Source organism: Sinorhizobium sp. NFACC03 (assembly GCF_900103435.1).
GTDB lineage: Bacteria > Pseudomonadota > Alphaproteobacteria > Rhizobiales > Rhizobiaceae > Ensifer.
Window position 1 is genome coordinate 1 of sequence record NZ_FMXF01000007.1, and the last position, 16,414, is coordinate 16,414.

10 protein-coding genes, 4 pseudogenes and 1 riboswitch are annotated in these 16,414 nt (G+C 58.3%); of the genes and pseudogenes, 9 read left to right on the plus strand and 5 right to left on the minus strand.

The genetic code is table 11. The annotated features are described in order from the left end of the window. Positions 1-76 (plus strand): annotated as a pseudogene (locus BLU35_RS34950) (UPF0149 family protein); the annotation flags it as partial. 64 nt (positions 77-140) lie between these two features. Then, positions 141-531, plus strand: a pseudogene (locus BLU35_RS12185) (IS66 family transposase); the annotation flags it as partial. A gap of 265 nt (positions 532-796) precedes the next feature. On the opposite strand, the gene BLU35_RS12190 reads toward BLU35_RS12185, so the two are convergent. Then, complete coding sequence (locus BLU35_RS12190; protein WP_093233184.1) at positions 797-2,827, minus strand: HAD-IIIC family phosphatase; 2,031 nt, start codon at positions 2,825-2,827, stop codon at positions 797-799. A gap of 158 nt (positions 2,828-2,985) precedes the next feature. Here BLU35_RS12190 and BLU35_RS12195 point away from each other — a divergent pair, with 158 nt between their 5' ends. Then, positions 2,986-3,174, plus strand: coding sequence for a hypothetical protein (locus BLU35_RS12195; protein WP_093233185.1), 189 nt, complete (start codon positions 2,986-2,988; stop codon positions 3,172-3,174). A gap of 91 nt (positions 3,175-3,265) precedes the next feature. Beyond that, positions 3,266-3,523 (plus strand): hypothetical protein, encoded by a 258-nt coding sequence (locus tag BLU35_RS12200; RefSeq protein ID WP_093233186.1) that lies wholly within the window; start codon positions 3,266-3,268, stop codon positions 3,521-3,523. A 426-nt stretch (positions 3,524-3,949) separates the two neighbouring features. On the opposite strand, the gene BLU35_RS12205 is transcribed toward BLU35_RS12200, so the two are convergent. Both BLU35_RS12205 and BLU35_RS34955 read right to left on the minus strand, forming a co-directional pair. Continuing rightward, on the minus strand, positions 3,950-4,693 hold the full coding sequence (locus BLU35_RS12205) for an acylneuraminate cytidylyltransferase family protein (RefSeq protein ID WP_093233187.1): 744 nt from the start codon (positions 4,691-4,693) through the stop codon (positions 3,950-3,952). Beyond that, a complete protein-coding gene (locus tag BLU35_RS34955; protein ID WP_143032920.1) occupies positions 4,635-6,674 on the minus strand; it encodes a capsular polysaccharide export protein, LipB/KpsS family in 2,040 nt (679 codons plus the stop codon). The genes BLU35_RS12205 and BLU35_RS34955 overlap by 59 nt, the downstream gene beginning before the upstream one ends. A gap of 97 nt (positions 6,675-6,771) precedes the next feature. On the opposite strand from BLU35_RS34955, the pseudogene BLU35_RS34960 reads away from it, so the two are divergent. The 5 genes and pseudogenes from BLU35_RS34960 to thiD all read left to right on the plus strand — a co-directional run. Next, positions 6,772-6,902 (plus strand): annotated as a pseudogene (locus BLU35_RS34960) (transposase); the annotation flags it as partial. 352 nt (positions 6,903-7,254) lie between these two features. After that, positions 7,255-9,193 (plus strand): annotated as a pseudogene (locus tag BLU35_RS12215) (BID domain-containing protein); the annotation flags it as partial. Positions 9,194-9,571: 378 nt separating this feature from the next. Then, positions 9,572-10,726, plus strand: a complete 1,155-nt coding sequence (locus tag BLU35_RS12220; RefSeq protein ID WP_093233289.1) for an amidohydrolase — start codon at positions 9,572-9,574, stop codon at positions 10,724-10,726. Positions 10,727-10,874: 148 nt separating this feature from the next. Next, positions 10,875-11,156: a hypothetical protein gene (locus BLU35_RS12225; protein WP_093233189.1), complete on the plus strand. Its 282-nt coding sequence runs from the start codon at positions 10,875-10,877 to the stop codon at positions 11,154-11,156. Between the two features lie 428 nt (positions 11,157-11,584). Next, a riboswitch (TPP riboswitch) is annotated at positions 11,585-11,687 on the plus strand. A 254-nt stretch (positions 11,688-11,941) separates the two neighbouring features. After that, positions 11,942-12,751, plus strand: a complete 810-nt coding sequence (thiD, locus tag BLU35_RS12230; RefSeq protein WP_093233190.1) for a bifunctional hydroxymethylpyrimidine kinase/phosphomethylpyrimidine kinase — start codon at positions 11,942-11,944, stop codon at positions 12,749-12,751. Between the two features lie 143 nt (positions 12,752-12,894). Here thiD and BLU35_RS12235 read toward each other — a convergent pair whose 3' ends face one another. After that, the gene (locus BLU35_RS12235; protein WP_093233191.1) at positions 12,895-14,196 is read right to left on the minus strand and encodes a glycosyltransferase family 4 protein; all 1,302 of its coding nucleotides are present in this window, start codon (positions 14,194-14,196) and stop codon (positions 12,895-12,897) included. Beyond that, positions 14,193-16,412: a hypothetical protein gene (locus tag BLU35_RS12240; protein ID WP_093233192.1), complete on the minus strand. Its 2,220-nt coding sequence runs from the start codon at positions 16,410-16,412 to the stop codon at positions 14,193-14,195. The genes BLU35_RS12235 and BLU35_RS12240 overlap by 4 nt, the downstream gene beginning before the upstream one ends. Positions 16,413-16,414 lie beyond the last annotated feature (2 nt).

Genomic DNA, 16,414 nt, shown 5'->3' on the forward strand with positions numbered 1-16,414 from the left:
TGCTGCTGAGGTCGCCGAAGCACTCGTCAATATCCGAACCTATTTTATGCCGAAGCGGGCAAAGCAGAAGTTCTGAGAAAAATCGCTGTTGCCGTTCCGTCAACGCCCAAAGCAGTGGGCTGTTCGTCGCGCTCACGGCCATCGTCGCCAGCCTCTTCGAGCTCTGGGAAAAAGAGCTGGGCAAAGTCTCGGGAAAATCCAAAACCGCCGAGGCGATCCGCTACGCGCTCACCCGGCGCGAGGCGCTGGAACGCTTTCTGACGGACGGTCGCATCGAGATAGACTCCAACATCGTCGAACGGGCGATCCGGCCCCAAACAATTACGAGAAAGAATAGTCTATTCGCCGGCAGCGAGGGCGGTGGAAGGACCTGGGCGACGGTGGCCACCCTCTTGCAAACCGCCAAGATGAACAACGTCGATCCCCTTCGACTGGCTCTCCCAGACCTTGACCCGCATTGCTCAAGGCTGGCCAGCATCCGAAATCGAAGCCCTCATGCCCTGGAACTTCAGGTCAGACGCCGTCAGCTAACCGCTTACGAATCTCGCGGACACGCATCTTCAGTCTCTCCGCTGGCATCGCGTTCCTTCCTCTCATATCAGGCAACCGAAAGGACGAACGTCTCACCAGCAGGACACCCCGACAAACAGCCCAATCAGGGGGCGGCATCATCTCGGAACAAGGGGCGCTTAATTCTCGGAATTGGGGGGCGGAATGATTTCGGAATGAGGGGGCGGCTTGCCTCGGAATCTGCATAGGAGAGACGGCGGCAGGTCTCTAGCCACAGTTCAGGCGGCTAGGAAACCTTGATCCACTCAGGCGTTTCACAGGCCTCGACGGTCTCGAAATGACCGTCGGCATCAGTGAAACCAAGGGATTTGAACCAGCCGTGGCAGGTGAGGTTCTTGCCTGTGTCGATGATCATGCCCGTGGCCCTGTCCGCCTGGCTCAGCGCGATCTTCGTGGCGGCTGATCCCATCGCTACTTCCGCACCGAGGCCGAACACGCGACAAGAGAGTACTGCCTGGACGATCTCCCCGTCTTTCACCAAGGCCGCGCCGGTGATTCCGTTGTCGCCTGTCTTGTCCCTGAGGGAGGACAACAGGCAAACACCGCCAGCCGCGAGGAAGTCCTTGAATTCGGATAACTCCCATCTCTTGCCCGTAGTGTTGAACTGGTTGGTCTTGTTGATGAGTTCGAAGCCGCGCTCGAACCGCGGCTTGTCGTCGATGTCCATGATGAACAGCTGTTGCTCCAGCTGAAGAGAGCGGAGCCAGTCCTCGCGAGACATCTGGCGCTCCATATCGAGACGCTCGACGCGGGCTTGAACCATCTCAGTGCGCCGTGCGGACTCCTCAGTGATTCGGGCGACCCGTGTTTCAGGCGCCTGCAGAACAATCCGGCGCCAGTCATAGTGATTTTCGTTCAGGAAACGCATGTCCGGGAAGCGCGCCCGCACCTCGTCGATTTCACGCGGGTTGTCGTCAATAAACAGAGCGTTCTGTGGGAGGATGTTGGTCTCCCGTAATATTTCGGCAATGTTCTCCGACTTCGAATTCCAATTGATCTTCATCGACGCGAAGTCTTCTGCGGTGATGGCTCCCTGCCAAATCATCTTCAGCCGCTCTAGCGTTGGGTCGCGATCATTCTTGCTTGCTACGGCGAGCAATCCGCCCCGAGACTTGAAGTACAATAGCGCCTCGACGAAGCCGACGGGCCAGCCTTCTGTACGTTCCCAAAGCGGTCGATCTTCCTCGGCTGCGACGCCACGCCAAAGCGTGTCATCCAGATCGACAATAATAAGCTTAATGGGCTTTTCTGCGCGTAGGATCGCCAAGTCTGTCTTGATCTTGTTGAGGAATGTTTTCCCGTAGAGTCCGCGGAAAGCGTCGATCTGCCAAACTTCCGAGGGGAGCCGAGAAGGGGCTACCCTCTCATCATCAGCTACGCGGTGAAAACCCTCGGCGTCGGCAATAAAGGCGTTATGCGTAGCGTGAGTTGAAATGTCATCCTGGAAATGCATCCTGCCAATGAAATTTACGATTTCGTTGGTGTCGACATAGATGAGATTGTCGTGTGACCTCATCAATTTACTCAATGTGTCATTTAGTTTCCTGATGAACTCTTTGTAAGAGACGCGATCACCAGGCAGGACCATCCCCGTGTAATCGAACGAGGGTTCAAAAAAATCAGGTATGAATAAAGGGATGCGTTGGCTGATAGAGGACAGGCTCGATAGCTTGTTTGAAATAAGTTCGCCACAGCTTTGGACCAAGGCGTCTAGCTCCTGATCGTTACTGAGGCGCGCCACCGCCATGTCGGCGGCATTTAAGGGCAAGCCCGTCGCATCGGCCAGCAAGTGCCTGAGGGTCAGGAAGAATACAGCAGCATCGAACCCGTCCGTGGTAAGATCGGGCAGCCCGTCGTACCGGTGCGAAGTGGCCAGTTGATGTTGCAGATGCAAGCCAAGCCTGTTTCCGATCTGCACAAGAGGTCCAACACCACATGTGCCCAGCAACAGCAACCGGGGAGGAGCCGCCGAAGCGGAAAGGGACTGCGCCGGCTCTGGAAGTTTTGGAGCAAAACCGTGACGCTGTGCAAAGAGGTGCCTGAACTCGTCACTGTGGATCATGCTGTCGATCCACCAGCGGACAGTTTCCTTCCTATCCATGCCATTTTTGAATTCATCGTTCCCGACGGGGCGGTTTAGCAAGGCCTGAAAAAGAAACTCGATGGTGTCCGCAGAGGCTGGAAGGTCTGCAACCGATACGTTCTTGCTTTTGCGGTGGCTGGAAAAGGGAAGAAAGCGAGAAATCTTTTCGATCACGGCATGTACTCTACTTGGGGATGTCGTTTCTGGGAAACCACTTGTGGATGAGTTCTACAGCACATCCGTGCATAATAGTCCAGCGACAACCTCCCCATCCGCAATTGACGCGGCCCCTGCGTCTTAGACTTCAGCATCGACCATGCTGGAGCCCTTTCATGCGCAAGACGCTTCCCGATCTCGTTCCCATGTCGGCATTGATGCTGCTCGATTTCATCGTAGGCATCGAGGCGCCGCGCGGCGTTGACACGATCTACGGCAACAACCAGGACAAGTTGCCGCAGCGGCTCACGACGATGACGTTGGGCGAAGTGATCAACGCCCAGAAAGGCTGGACGAGGCGTTGAGGGTCAAGCGCCGCCGGCGGGCCGCAATTCATGCGCGATACGTGGATCGTGGATCGGCATCGCCGAAGCGATCCCGTCGCTACGTGGCGACGTGCTGTTCGATAGGATTTGCAGCAGCGGCTCGGCTACTACCTGCTGCCTGCTGCTGCGCCGCGGTTACGAGAAGTTCGTTGCCGGCGAGATGTCGATCGTCGCCTTCGGCAAGGCGCTGTCGCAGGAATGGGCGAGCTACCCTGCGCGGTTCTCTCCGCTCGCCAGGGGGCGCATCGCCTGCTCGATCGCTCGATCGCTCGATCGCTCGATCGCGGACAGAGCTACGCCGGCGACGGCCTCAACAAAGCGCTGGTGAAGCCAGAGCGCGTCGAGGCGATGCTTCAGAGGGTGCTGGCGGCCGCACGGGTGCCGCCGGTTCCGGGTGCTGCTCCGGCGCCAGCGCCGGTAGCGAAGCGCTCGTTTTGGGCTGTGCTCGCCGAGATCCTGGCGAAACACCTGGGGGCTGTCGATGAAAAGGCTCGTCGAACGTGTCGTCCGCTTCCGCATGTGGATTCTCAATCTGATCCTGACGCTGGGTAACCGGCCGATTGTTACCGCAGAGATTTCGCCTTGATGCGTGCGACGAGCTCTTCGTCGTCGACAAAGCTGTCTAGAAGCCTCCTCGATCGACTTTCTTTCCTCTGCTTGGCGCAGAACGAAACACGTCTCACGCCTCCGAACACTTCGACGGCGATGATGGGATTTTCCTCACCTTCCTATTCAAAAACGGAACGGGAGAATATCACTCAGAGCGCTGCCGCTTTTCCATGATGCAATCGGCTAGAACAAGATCATCCATTGTATTAACATCAAGAGATGATAATTGCGAAAGCTCAAAGAAATAAGGATTAAGTCCATAAAAATAGCTATTCTCGACCATGTTCGGGCGAGGCTGAATAAAGATGGCGCCATCCTGAAAAAAAATAGGCTCCAACGTGGACGCAAGTTGGTGAGGTCTTCTCAATGGTTCGAAGTTAAATGGCTTCTTATCGCCCGTCCAAATGTGGCTTTGGAGCCGCGTAACAGACATCAGCGAATCGTACCCGTCGGCAGCCGCCGTCGAGAACATCGACAAAGCAAGGGCGTAGTCTGACGCCTCCACAAACGGGTTGGTGCAATGCGCCCAAAGCACAATGTCTCCCGAAACGCGCGATACGAGGTCTTCAATCATTTCATTCGCGGAGCAACGGGACTCATCGCAAAAATAGGGTTCACGATTGAGATATTCAGTTCCGTTACGCTCGGCAATTTGACGAATCTCATCGGAATCACTCCCGACAACGACTCGGTCTATCAAACTACAACTTGAGAGTTGCTTTATCTTTCTTTCGATGAGCGACATTCCACCCACCGTACGCAAATTCTTCGCGGGCACTCGTCGGGAGACGCCTTTCGCTGGAATGATCGCAACGACGCTCTTGTTTCCGTTAATCATACGATATCCCAAGAGAGCGGAGACAGAATCCGAGAACGCGAGTGTCCCCATTCATGCCAATTACTGCCGGACACAACACTTCCGAAATCTCAAACTCAACGACGGTGAAGTTATCCTCCCCGTCAAGCTGTCCAGACACGTCAAGATCGACCGTTTGGAAGTCCATATCAGTCCAATCCACAGTGAGCAACGCACCCGATAGCGTTCTCACGCTCACCTTTTGCCGATCGACCAGCTTTCTGCCAGTTAAGGACAACCGCCTTACGTTCTCGCGTGCAACCGGCAGAAGAATGGAGGCTTTGACCTTGTTCGACCAGGAGCCGGTCTCATCCGGAGCATGAAACCCGTCAATAATCGCTCTCAGCCCCGAACGCCAGGGCGTGAAGTAGATCGGGAAGCCATCGATCGAAGTCAGCGCCGATCGCTCGCTTGGTTTTGACAGACAAATGGGCCAAACGGACCTTCCCTCTCCCGCCGTACTAAGCACCTGTAGCGCATGCATGAAGGGGTCGCGTTCAATAGAGTAGCGGCTAAGGCGCGCAGAAGCCTCTTGGAAATAGGCCGTCTCATCAACCCAAGAGCTACAAATCGCTGGGAGCGCTTCGGATTGAACATCCGCCAGCGTGGATTCAAAAAGGAGATATGCCTGCGCAAGCCACCGTTCGCGCTCGTTCACAATCGGAATCTGCGAGCCGGCAAGAAGGGAGAAATACTCCCCTCGTGTGCGACAAAGCCGAGAAAATCCGCAACTCGAATAAGGGGCCGCACCTGCGAGTATGCACGGGATTCCGGCTGCCGTAGCTTCAATGCCAATCGTGCCCCGAACAGTAATTATCAGGTCGGACACGGTGAGACATTCCACGACACTCTGGCTGGCATCAGCAAAGTGTATGTTGCCTGTCCCAGCATACTGGGCGCGTAGGCGGTCAATTAGCGCGGTACGATCATAAGCTTTGTCAAGAGGATGTGGGCGGATTATCCAGTTCTTAGAATCATCGCTTGCTGCAAAAGACAAGGTCTCTTTCAGCCACTCCGAATGATCACGGAAAATCTGAATGTCAGAGCAGGGAATATCGGAAAATGTGTGCGTAAAGACAGAGGCGATTGGCTTCCCGTCACGCCAAGGGTATCTGTCCGCAAAGTGGCGTTTTAGGAGAGGTCTGGCGCTGGCGGCCGATAGTGCCAACGGAACAGTGCTCGATCCTTTGGTCGGTACAACAAGTGTTGAGTGCCCGTATGCCCAAGGACTGTTCTTTAGCGCGTCTTTCGACGCTTCAAACGATGCTGCGTTCGCGCGCGCTTTGGCTGACCCAAAAGGTTCATCGGCGGAAGGCGTCAAACGCCAGACGGAAACACTGCGGCCAGTGAAGAAATTATAGATCGGGATCGATCTCAACGTGGCATGATGACATATAAGCCTCCAAGGATTGTAATCCAGGTGGCCGGTAACAACTGCGACAACATTTTTGGTATTGAAGAACGTAGATAAATACTCATCAACGTATTTAGCTTCTAAGGTTGCTTCAAAAATCTCGCGGCCGAACCCTTCGCAAGAAGGAACGAGACCGGCCCGCAAGGCACTTTCATACGCACATGTGAGGATATGCGCTCTAGATTTGTCGCTGTCATTTCTGAAGTTTAAGAATCCGTCATAGTTTTGTAGCATGTCTCCTATGATTGGAAATGAACTTCGAAGAATATTATGGAATTCGTGCCCAAAATCGTCTTTGGAGAGATGGATGACCTCGTAGACGCCGTGTGCCCTAGCAATTTCCCTAATTGCATTGATGTTCAATCTCGGGCATGATTGTGCGGCAACGGAAGTATTTAAGCAAAATCCAACTATATTGCATTTTTTTTCAAGTTGTACGCCTTTTGCTATGAGAAGGGAATATAATAAATACTCTATCCAATCGTGAGTTAGGTCTACTAGTATAATGCCGTCTTCCGTTATCTCAGGAAACGCTTCCCATTGACGTGCCGCGACTTCAACAAACGCTTTATACCAAACGGCATTCATATCTTCGATCATAAACCTACGACTGACCTCCTGAGACCCTGACCAAAAAGAGCCGAGTGAAATCAGCTGGTTGTAATTCCGGTTGTCTTTAGGACGAACGGAGATCGCGATCAGTTTGACTGATTTCACCCGAAGGGACTATGCCCGACGAGAGAGCCGTTATGCAAGCGACCTGATGGATCGGAAATGGAGTTTGATCGCACTTTTCCTGCCGTCGCCCAACGGTTGGGCAGGCCGCGCATAATGTCCGGTATGAACGTTGGCTCGAAAAACATGAACTCTCCGTCTTCGGTTGCGGAGCGTTTACGGTTTAAAAGTGACAGAGATTTAAGCAAAGTCGGCGTGCCTGTTACCTGAACATCGAGCCTTGCGACAGGTCGCACTACTGTGTCATCGAACGGCAGCTTACGTGCGATCAACTTTCCTAACCCCATTGGTGGCTTGTCGCTAGTTGGGTGATGCGAAATGTAATGGCATACCCTACACTTTGATCTGTGGATCCGCCGATGCCTAACTGACGCCGCGTTGTTGGCCAGGGCCACGTTGAGTTGTCACTTTAGTCGCCGCGGCCGTGAGATCCTGCGGCCACTGACAATGGTCAGAAGGACGAAACGCCCTCGACGATAAGACGGTGTTCGTTTTGGATGAGGCCGGCATGGTCTCGTCGCGGCAGATGGCGCTCTTCGTCGAGGCGGTGACCAGGACGGGAGCGAAGCTCGTCCTCGTCGGCGACCCAGATCGACTCCAGCCGATCGAAGCGGGCGCGGCATTCCGCACCATAACCGAGCGGATTGGCTACACGGAACTTGAGACGATCCATCGCCAGCGCGAGGACTGGATGCGATCCGCCTCGCTCGCCTTCGCGCGCGGTCAAGTGGGAGAAGCACTGGGTGCCTATGGCGCTCACAAAGCGCTCATTAGTTCGGAACTGAAAGCCGGCGCTGTAGAACGCCTGATTGCCGATTGGAGCCGTGGCTACGAGCCGACGAGGGAGACGTTAATCCTCGCGCATTTGCGTCGTGACGTTCGGATGTTGAACGAGAAGGCCCGTGCGAAACTGGTCGAGCGAGGCATTGTTGGCGAGGGATCTCCCTTTACCACCGAGGAGGGAATGCGCCACTTCGCTCCTGGCGACCAGATCGTTTTTTTGAAGAACGACGGGACACTCGGCGTCAAGAACGGCATGATCGGTCGCGTGCTTGAGGCGAGTCTCAACCGGATCGTTGCCGAGGTCGGGGAGAGTGGGCGCCGCCGTCCTGTCACAGTCGACAGCCGCTCCTACCCTAACGTTGATCTTGGCTACGCTATCACAATCCACAAGAGCCAGGGTACTACGGTCGATGACGTGAAGATGCTGGCTTCGCTGTCACTCGATCGACATCTCGCCTACGTGGGCATGACACGGCACCGCGAAAGCCTAGCAATCTACTATGGTCAACGTTCCTTCGAAAAAGCTGGCGGACTGGTTTCGATATTGTCGCGCTCAAATGCAAAGGAGTCGACACTCGACTACAAAGACACCTCGCTCTACCGGCAGGCCCTTCGTTTCGCCGAAGTTCGCGGCCTGCATCTGATGGCTGTGGCACGGACACTCGTTCGCGATCGCCTTGAATGGACTGTCAGACAGAAGCAGCGGCTCCGCGATGTCGTTCAGAGGCTGGCGACCATCGGCCATCGCATCAGGCTCACCGGCCCGTTCACGGACATGAGTCAGGCTAATGTTGCCGAGGAGAAAAGACCGATGGTGACCGGCATCAAAAGCTTCGCCAACTCTTTTGAGCGGGCTGTTGATGAAAGGCTTGCGGCCGATCCAGGTCTGAAAAGTCAATGGGAGGAAGTATCCTTCCGCTTCCAGATCGTATACGCCGATCCGCAAACGGCGTTCAAGGCGATCGATGTCGACACCATGCTCAAGGACAAAGACGTCGCCGATGCTACTTTAGCTAAAATTGCCGGTAACCCTGAGACTTTCGGTGCGCTCAACGGGAAGAGCGGAATGCTCGCGTGGCGCGCTGACAAACAGGATCGCGAACGCGCGCTTGCTAACGCACCCGCACTTTCAAGGAACCTCGAGCGCTATCTCCGGCTCCGTCGCGAGACGGAACGCAAATATCAGGCAGAGGAGCGGACTCTGCGAACGAAGCTCGCCATCGACATTCCGGTGCTCTCGTCACACGCAAAGCAGGCTCTCAAGCAAGCACAGGACGCGATTGGCCGGAGTGATGCACAAACTGCTCTCCAAGTCGCGCATGCCGACAGCCAGGTGGGGGCAGAGCTTGATCGGTTTTAAGGCCGTAACCGAGCGGTTTGGGGAGCGCACCTTTCTCGGTATCGCGGCGAGCGATGTCAACGGAGAGGTTTTCGACAACGTGGCTTCTGGGATGACCGCAATTCAAAAGGCAGATTTGCGGGCGGCTTGGAGTTTCTTGCGGACGATACAACAAGTTGCCGCCCATGAGCGGGTGTCCGTTGCACTGAAGCAAGCGGAGACGCTACGTCAAACCAGAAGCCAGGGGTTTTCTCTCAAATAACGAAGCCAGCACGATTCAGCGATGCCAGTGGTCGCCTAGCACGGAAGACTTGGACATCGTCTTCGCCCCGGCCGGATGGAAGCGATTGGAGGCAAGTGGTCGTACCGGCATTCAGCCATTGCCGCCGCTGGTTCGGCGAGCCGTGGGGATCGGTTGGGTTGTGCAGAGAGGAACACCCAAGCCCGCGATACCATGTCCTTCAGAGATGCGGCAGTCACATGGTTGCCATCGGCTACCGCTTTGGACTTTTCATCGGAGAGCCGAGATGGTCTAACGTGGGCTTGCCGCGGCCCTCCAGGGTGCGGCCCGTTATGCCCATAGCCATGGTGCCGGAGGATGTCATAGCGAGATCGCGGATTTTTGTTCATGGAGGGCGTGATGTTTCTAATCGACCGTGACCTCGAGGCGCTCAGCGCATTTCGGCGCGACCTGCATCGGCGGCCGGAGATTTCGGACGAGGAGCGGGAGACTGCGGAAACGATCGTGACGGCGCTCGGTGAGACGAAGCCGGATGCCGTTCTCACCGGCCTCGGCGGACACGGTGTGGCGGCGATCTATGAGGGGCGCGAACCGGGACCAACGGTGATGGTGCGCGCCGAGCTCGACGGGTTGCCGATCGAGGAGATCTCCGAGATCGCGCATCGCTCTCAGATCAAGGGCAACGGCCATCTCTGCGGCCATGACGGACACATGACGATCCTGATCGCGCTTGCCAAGGGGCTCGGGCGTCAGCGACCGACCAAAGGGCGGGCGATCCTGATGTTCCAGCCGGCGGAGGAAAACGGAGCGGGTGCCGCGGCCGTCCTCGCCGATCCGAAATTTGCGGAGATCAAGCCGGATCTCGTCTTCTCGCTGCACAATTTCCCCGGAATCGGCTTCGGCCATGCCGCCCTGCGCACCGGGCCGGTCAATTGCGCCTCGCGCGGCATGCGTATTTCGCTTTCCGGCAAGACGGCGCATGCCTCCACACCGGAGGACGGCATTGCCCCGACCTTTGCGATGGCCGCGCTGCTTTCCGGTCTGACGGCGCTCGGCAATAACGGGCCGCTCGACGAAAACTATACGATGGTGACGGTGACGCATGCACGGCTCGGCGAGGCGGCCTTCGGCATCAGTCCCGGCTACGGTGAGATCTGGGCGACGCTCAGGACACTGACCGACGAGCGGATGGCCGACCTCGTCGCCCGTGCGGAGGCGCTGGCCGCCACGGAGGCAGGTGTCGCGGGGCTCAAGGTTACCATCGTCTACGAGGACGTGTTCCATCAATGCAGCAATGCGGAAGTGGCCGTGACTGCGCTCGAACGCGCCATGGACGAGGAGGGCATCAGCCATGATCAGGGCGAGGGCGTGCTGCCGATGAAGGGGTCGGAGGATTTCGGGCTTTTCGGGCAGGTGGCGCCTTCAGCGATGTTTTTCCTGGGCGCCGGCGAAAACCATGCGCGGCTGCACAATCCGGACTACGACTTTCCGGATGGCCTGATCGGCATCGGCGCCAAGGTCTTCATGCGGGCGATCCGCAACGAACTGGGGTGAGGCCGGCGGACGGTCGCTTGCGCGACGGCCGTTGTGACGGCACTCTCTGAAACGGCATTCTCTGAAACGGCACTCTCTGAAATTGTGCAGTCCCGAACGGAGAGCCGTGTTGCGCCGCGTCCGGATTTGCGCTGAGGAGGAGCAGGGGATGAGGCATGCCACCTATCGCGTCGCGCTTTGCCTGGCGCTTGCCATGGCGGGGATGACAGTCACTCACGCGGCGGATATGCCCGGTGCTGATGCTACTGCCACACCGCAGCAGACCCAGGATGCCAGCCTGCAGGACTTCATCAAGGCCAATCCGGACTGCCTGGAGTTCACCGATCAATGCTCGCACTGCGCTGTCGTGAACGGCGTTGCCGAATGCTCGACGGCCGAGATCGCCTGCATCAAGCAGCAGAACCAGTGCACCAAGCGGGCGGGTCAGTAAGCCAAGGACGTAGCGGCAGAAGGTGCAGGTGACCGCGAGCTTGGCAAGGAGCCCGGAGGAGCAAGGAGGTCGAAGTGCTCGCCCAGCTTAAGCACCAGACCATCTCGAATGCTTGAGATAGCCGCACGTTGAAGGCGCCATACCCGTTCTTCCTAAAGGTGCACACGGCACGCCGGCACAATACGCGAAATTTCCGTTGTCTTGGAGGGTGCCCTTTCGATTGGCCCTTGCGTTGCCGGACAAGAAAAGTAAAGTCTCGACGTCTGTGAAGTCGAACGCTCAGACAGAAGGCTCCTTGCGCTCTCAAGGCAAAAGGGGCCTTTTTCGCTGTTGAGCACCTTGAATGCCACCGACTTCCGCATCGAGCCGACGATCGCGCACGCTGAACTCGAGCAATTGACAGCCCCTGCCACGCTCCCATAGCATTCAAGCCTGCCGAGGGGCGCACCTGACGGTGCTGAGATGGTGGTGAGCCAGACCCTTGAACCTGATCCGGATCATACCGGCGTAGGAACGGCAAGGGCCACTCTGGCACACCCGCCGCGTCTCCGCCGTTCATCCGGGTCTCCATGATTTTGGTTTGGGAGATCGTTGGTGCCTGCACATAGTTTAGAATATGGCGACGAAGAATTCCGGGGGGCGGGACGACCGACCCATCGGCTCAATCTGTCGGATTCTTCGAGGTTGCATGGAAGACCCACCTCAGTTTGCGCGTGCTTGAGCCTGTGGCTTGAGAGCGCGTTTGCCATATTTGGACCCGCTTCCACATTTCAGCGGAGCCAGGCATGACCTCCATCGCCGTTACTATTGCTGGTTCGGATTCCGGTGGGGGGGCCGGCATCCAGGCGGATCTGAAGACGTTTTCGGCGCTCGGCGTCTATGGTGCCAGTGTGATCACGGCCGTCACCGCGCAAAACACCAGATGTGTTACGGCCGTTGAGGATATCTCTCCGGCTGTCGTTACAGCTCAGATCGATGCTGTGTTTTCGGATCTCGCGGTTGGCGCTGCGAAGGTCGGAATGGTGTCCCGCCAGGAGACCATTGCTGCGATCGCGACCGGCCTGAAGCGATACGGGCATTTAGCAGTCATCGATCCGGTGATGGTCGCCACTTCAGGGGACATTTTGTTACGTCCGGATGCGATCGCGACGCTCAAAGAGGAATTGCTGCCGCTTGGGCTTATCGTGACGCCCAACCTGCCCGAAGCGGCTCTGTTGACGGGCCGCGCGATTGCCGAGAACGAGACGGAAATGGCCCGGCAGGCGGAGATGCTCCTGAAGCTTGGTGCGCGCGCCGTGCTGATGAAAGGCGGGCATGCCAAGGCCGATGAAGCGGCTGATATCCTCTTTAACGGGGACACTTCCTTGCGCCTGTCGCGCCCGCGGGTTGAGACGACAAACGATCATGGCACCGGCTGCACATTGTCTGCCGCAATCGCCGCCGGTCTTGCCCGTCGGCAGACGCTTCAAGACGCGGTCATCGCCGCCAAGACCTATCTGCATGAGGCGCTTGTTGCTGCATCGGCGCTCAAGATCGGGCAGGGCCGGGGACCGGTTCACCACTTCCACCAGTGGTGGAGCCCTAGCGGCGATTGATGGCGCTGCGGAGCCGTGCGCCGGCTCGGCCGTCCAAGTTCACGTCTAAAAAGGCAGGTCATTCGATTGTTTAAAGGCAATGGAATGACCTGAGGCGGGAAGTCCGTCGCCTGCAGATGCGGGTGCCGGTCGCTCGTTTCGGTTCAGGCCACCGCGGCGCTGGGGTGAACCGGCTGCTCCTCCTTGAGCAGTTTCCGATAAAGCGCGACATGTTCGCGGCCGCAGTCGACATGGCTCATCGGGCGCCTGAGCGTTGCCCTAAGGTTGTCCCATGACCCTGGTGTGCTCAGAACGTCGATCAGTCGATCCGCAAGGTCCTGTGCGCTGCCGGTCCGGAAATGATAGCCGTCCAGCCGATCGCGGACCTTCTCGGCCATGCCGCCGATGTCGGAGCAAATGATCGGCCTGCCATGGTGAAGCGCCTCCTGGATCACGATCGGTGAGTTTTCCCACCAGACCGAGGGCATCACAACCCAATCGACCGATCGCATCAGCCTCGGCATGTCCTGGTTCTGGTAGGAGCCGTAAAAGCGGACGCGACGGCCGGCGTCCTCGAACAGTTTCGCGACCCGGTCCTGATACTCGGTCGGCTGACGCTCGAGGTTGGCGCCGAAGATCATCAGCGTTGAATCGTCGCCCCAGATATCGTCGGGCACACGCGATACCGCGTCGATCAGCACGTGAACGCCCTTGAAGGGCGTCATCTGCCCGAAATAGGCAAAACGATTGCGACGTGCCGTCGGCGCAGGCAATTCACGCGCGGGCGTCTTTTCACCCAGGACGATGCCGTTTTCGATCACGAAGATCTTCTCGGCAGCGATGCCCCACTCGACATAGCGATTGGCAAGAAAAGCACTTGGGGCGATGAAGGCGTCGGCAAGGTTCAGCATGCCCCGCACGAACTGCTCACGCCGTACGAAACGCGAAACCGGGATTTCGGGAAAGCACGTATGGCAGCTGATTGGCGAAGCGCCGTTGCAAAGCTGACCCGAGGGCCGCTTCACCATTTGTCCGTGGTTGTGACAGATCGGCAGGTACTCGTGGAAGGTCACGACGATGCGTGCTTTCGGCAGGGCGTCACGCACCGCATAAAGCGCTTCCAGCCCGAAGCCGATGATGTGGTGGAAGTGGACGATGTCCGGCTTGATGTCTCCCACAAAGCGCAAGAGGTCGCGGCGGATCGCGTCGGTATCGCCGTTGGACAGGAAGAAATGATCAAAGTCCTCGGCATGATAGAGCACTTCGTCCATCGCCAGGCGAAGGCTCATCAGCGCCGACGCGCCGTGGCGCGGCACGGGATTGCCGACGCGGGCAAGGTAGATCGATTCAATACCCGGCAGGCCGTTCAATGCCTTGTGCAAGCCATGGGAGGCGATCTCGGCGCCACCCAATGAATGGGTCGGGTGGCCGTGCGAGACGACCAGCACGCGGAGTTTCTCACTCATGCCGAAACCTCATTGTGGGTCGTGGTGTCTGGCTCGACGGTCTGGATCCAGCGGCCACGGAAGAGCGTCTGATCGACACGCTCCACGTACCTGGCCGTGGCTGCCGAAACGGCACCAGACGCCTCATCCGACCCGAGCATCTGCAAGGCGGGCAGCCAATAGGATTCGTAGCCCCTACGGCTCAGCCTCAAGGCAAGATCCAGCCCATTGAAAGACGCACCGAGATAGGCCGGCGAAGGGCCGGTATCGTCGAGAAGCGCCTTGCGGGGCATGATGCAGCACTCGAGCGACGCGGTCGCCACCCGGGTCAGCTTCAGGCGGTTCACAGCGCCGACGGGATAGCCGGCATAGCGGCTCGACTGCAGATGATCCGCGCGATCGAGCGACGAACTGCCGGCCCAGCGGATCGAATGATCCTCATAGGCAAGGGTCGGCGAGATGATGCTTCCGCTTTTTGCCTCATAGTTCGCAACGAGCGTCTGGTACCAACCGGGATTGGCCGGCGTAAGGGAAGCAGACAGCAGGATGACGGTCTCATTGTCGATGGCCCGCGCCGCAGTCCGCGCCAGGTCGCTGGCATCGCCTGAACCTTCGACGGACAAAAGGCGCAGCGGTAAGCGATAGAATTCCGCAAGCCGCCGGATGCCGGCGGCGCGCCGGCGAAACTGTTCCGATTGCAGGACGAGTACGATCGGTGCCTGCCGCGTATGCGGATCGAGTGCCAGAAGGCCCAACAGGGCGGCAAAATCCTCCTCGGCCTCTCCCACGGCGACAAGGATTGCCGCCCCCACAGCCTCACCGAAGCGGCCAATGTCTATGACGGTCTCGATGGTTGGTGCGCCCGCGCGAGCAGCATCGAGGAACGGAACGATCTGGCGATCGACGATATCGGGCAAGGCCCAACTGGTCGGATCGATAGCATTCAGCAGCCGCAGCGTCGAGTGTCTTGCCGACAGCCGTGTCGGGTGAAGCGGCATATAGGCGCGACGAGAATCGCGAAGGGTGATTTCGAGGTGAAGGGGTGCTGCCGGATCGCCGACGAGGCCATCCGCGAAAGCGATGAAACCGTGCGAACGGCGATGTCCGGATATCGCGCCCTTGAATTCCGGGCGGTCCACGAAGGCATCTTCGACGTCCAGCCGCTCCGTGCGGGTCCAGCCGCCATCAAGACGCGCTTCAGTGCGCCCCCGACGCAGCCGAACGCTTTGCACATGATCGTCCGGATCAAGCATCCAGCCCGAGATCAGGAAGGCGCCTTCATCGCCCTGATAGAGTGCGTCGACACCGAGCCGGACCGGAACGGGGAGACTTGAGATCGTTTCTGTACCGTCAAAGCCGTTGGCTGCTTCGCGCAGGCGCAACAGCACCTGCGGCGAGCTCTGGCTTTGGAGCAGCATCGCGCGAAGATGACCTGGCGTTTCAAGGGGGCCAGCAACGAACTTTCGCTCGTGGACCGGTGCATAGCGCCAGGCGCCACGCCCACGATAGAAAATGCCCTGGATGTCACGCGCCCGCGGCAGATCATCCGCAGACAGGAGGCCCAGGAAGCCGACCGCATCTTCCGGTGCGTCGTTGCGCGGGAAAACCGCGATGCTGCACTCGGCGACCGATGCGTTTTCGGCCCGGATGATGACCCGGCTAACGCCGGCCGCAATGTCATTCGCCCAGCCCTTGAGCGCGATCGCATCATCGTGGCTCTCACCGAGTAGTTCTATGTAGCCGTCTTTCGCGGTTCCCGCCTTGAGGAGGGCTGTGATCGCTGTCAGCTTCCGCGGATCGAGCGGCGGCTTCATCAACACGTCCACCAGGCGGCCAAGCACGTGAACGACCTGCGGGCCGGCGAGCTCCTTCAGCATCGCGGCGACATCGCCTGTCGACACGGTGCGGGGCGCAACGATGTAGCGTTTGCCGCTGCCTTCCCTTCCGAAGCGCAGCGTTGCCGGCATGCCACGGGTGCGGTCGACAGGGATAAGCGCGGCGAAACCATGGGTGGCGGACGCCTGTGGCGCGGAAAGCCGCCAGCCGATGATGGAGGCGATCGCCTGGGTCGCGGGATCTCCGTCGATCTCGACCGGCAACTGATCGGCCATCGGGCCGCCGGCGCCGATCACCAGCAGCAAGGCTTCGTCGATCGGGCACACCACGATCCGTCCGCTGCGCATGATCCGGGCAAGCGGTGCCGGGCTCGGCGAAAGGGAAAGCTCCTGATTGGGCATGA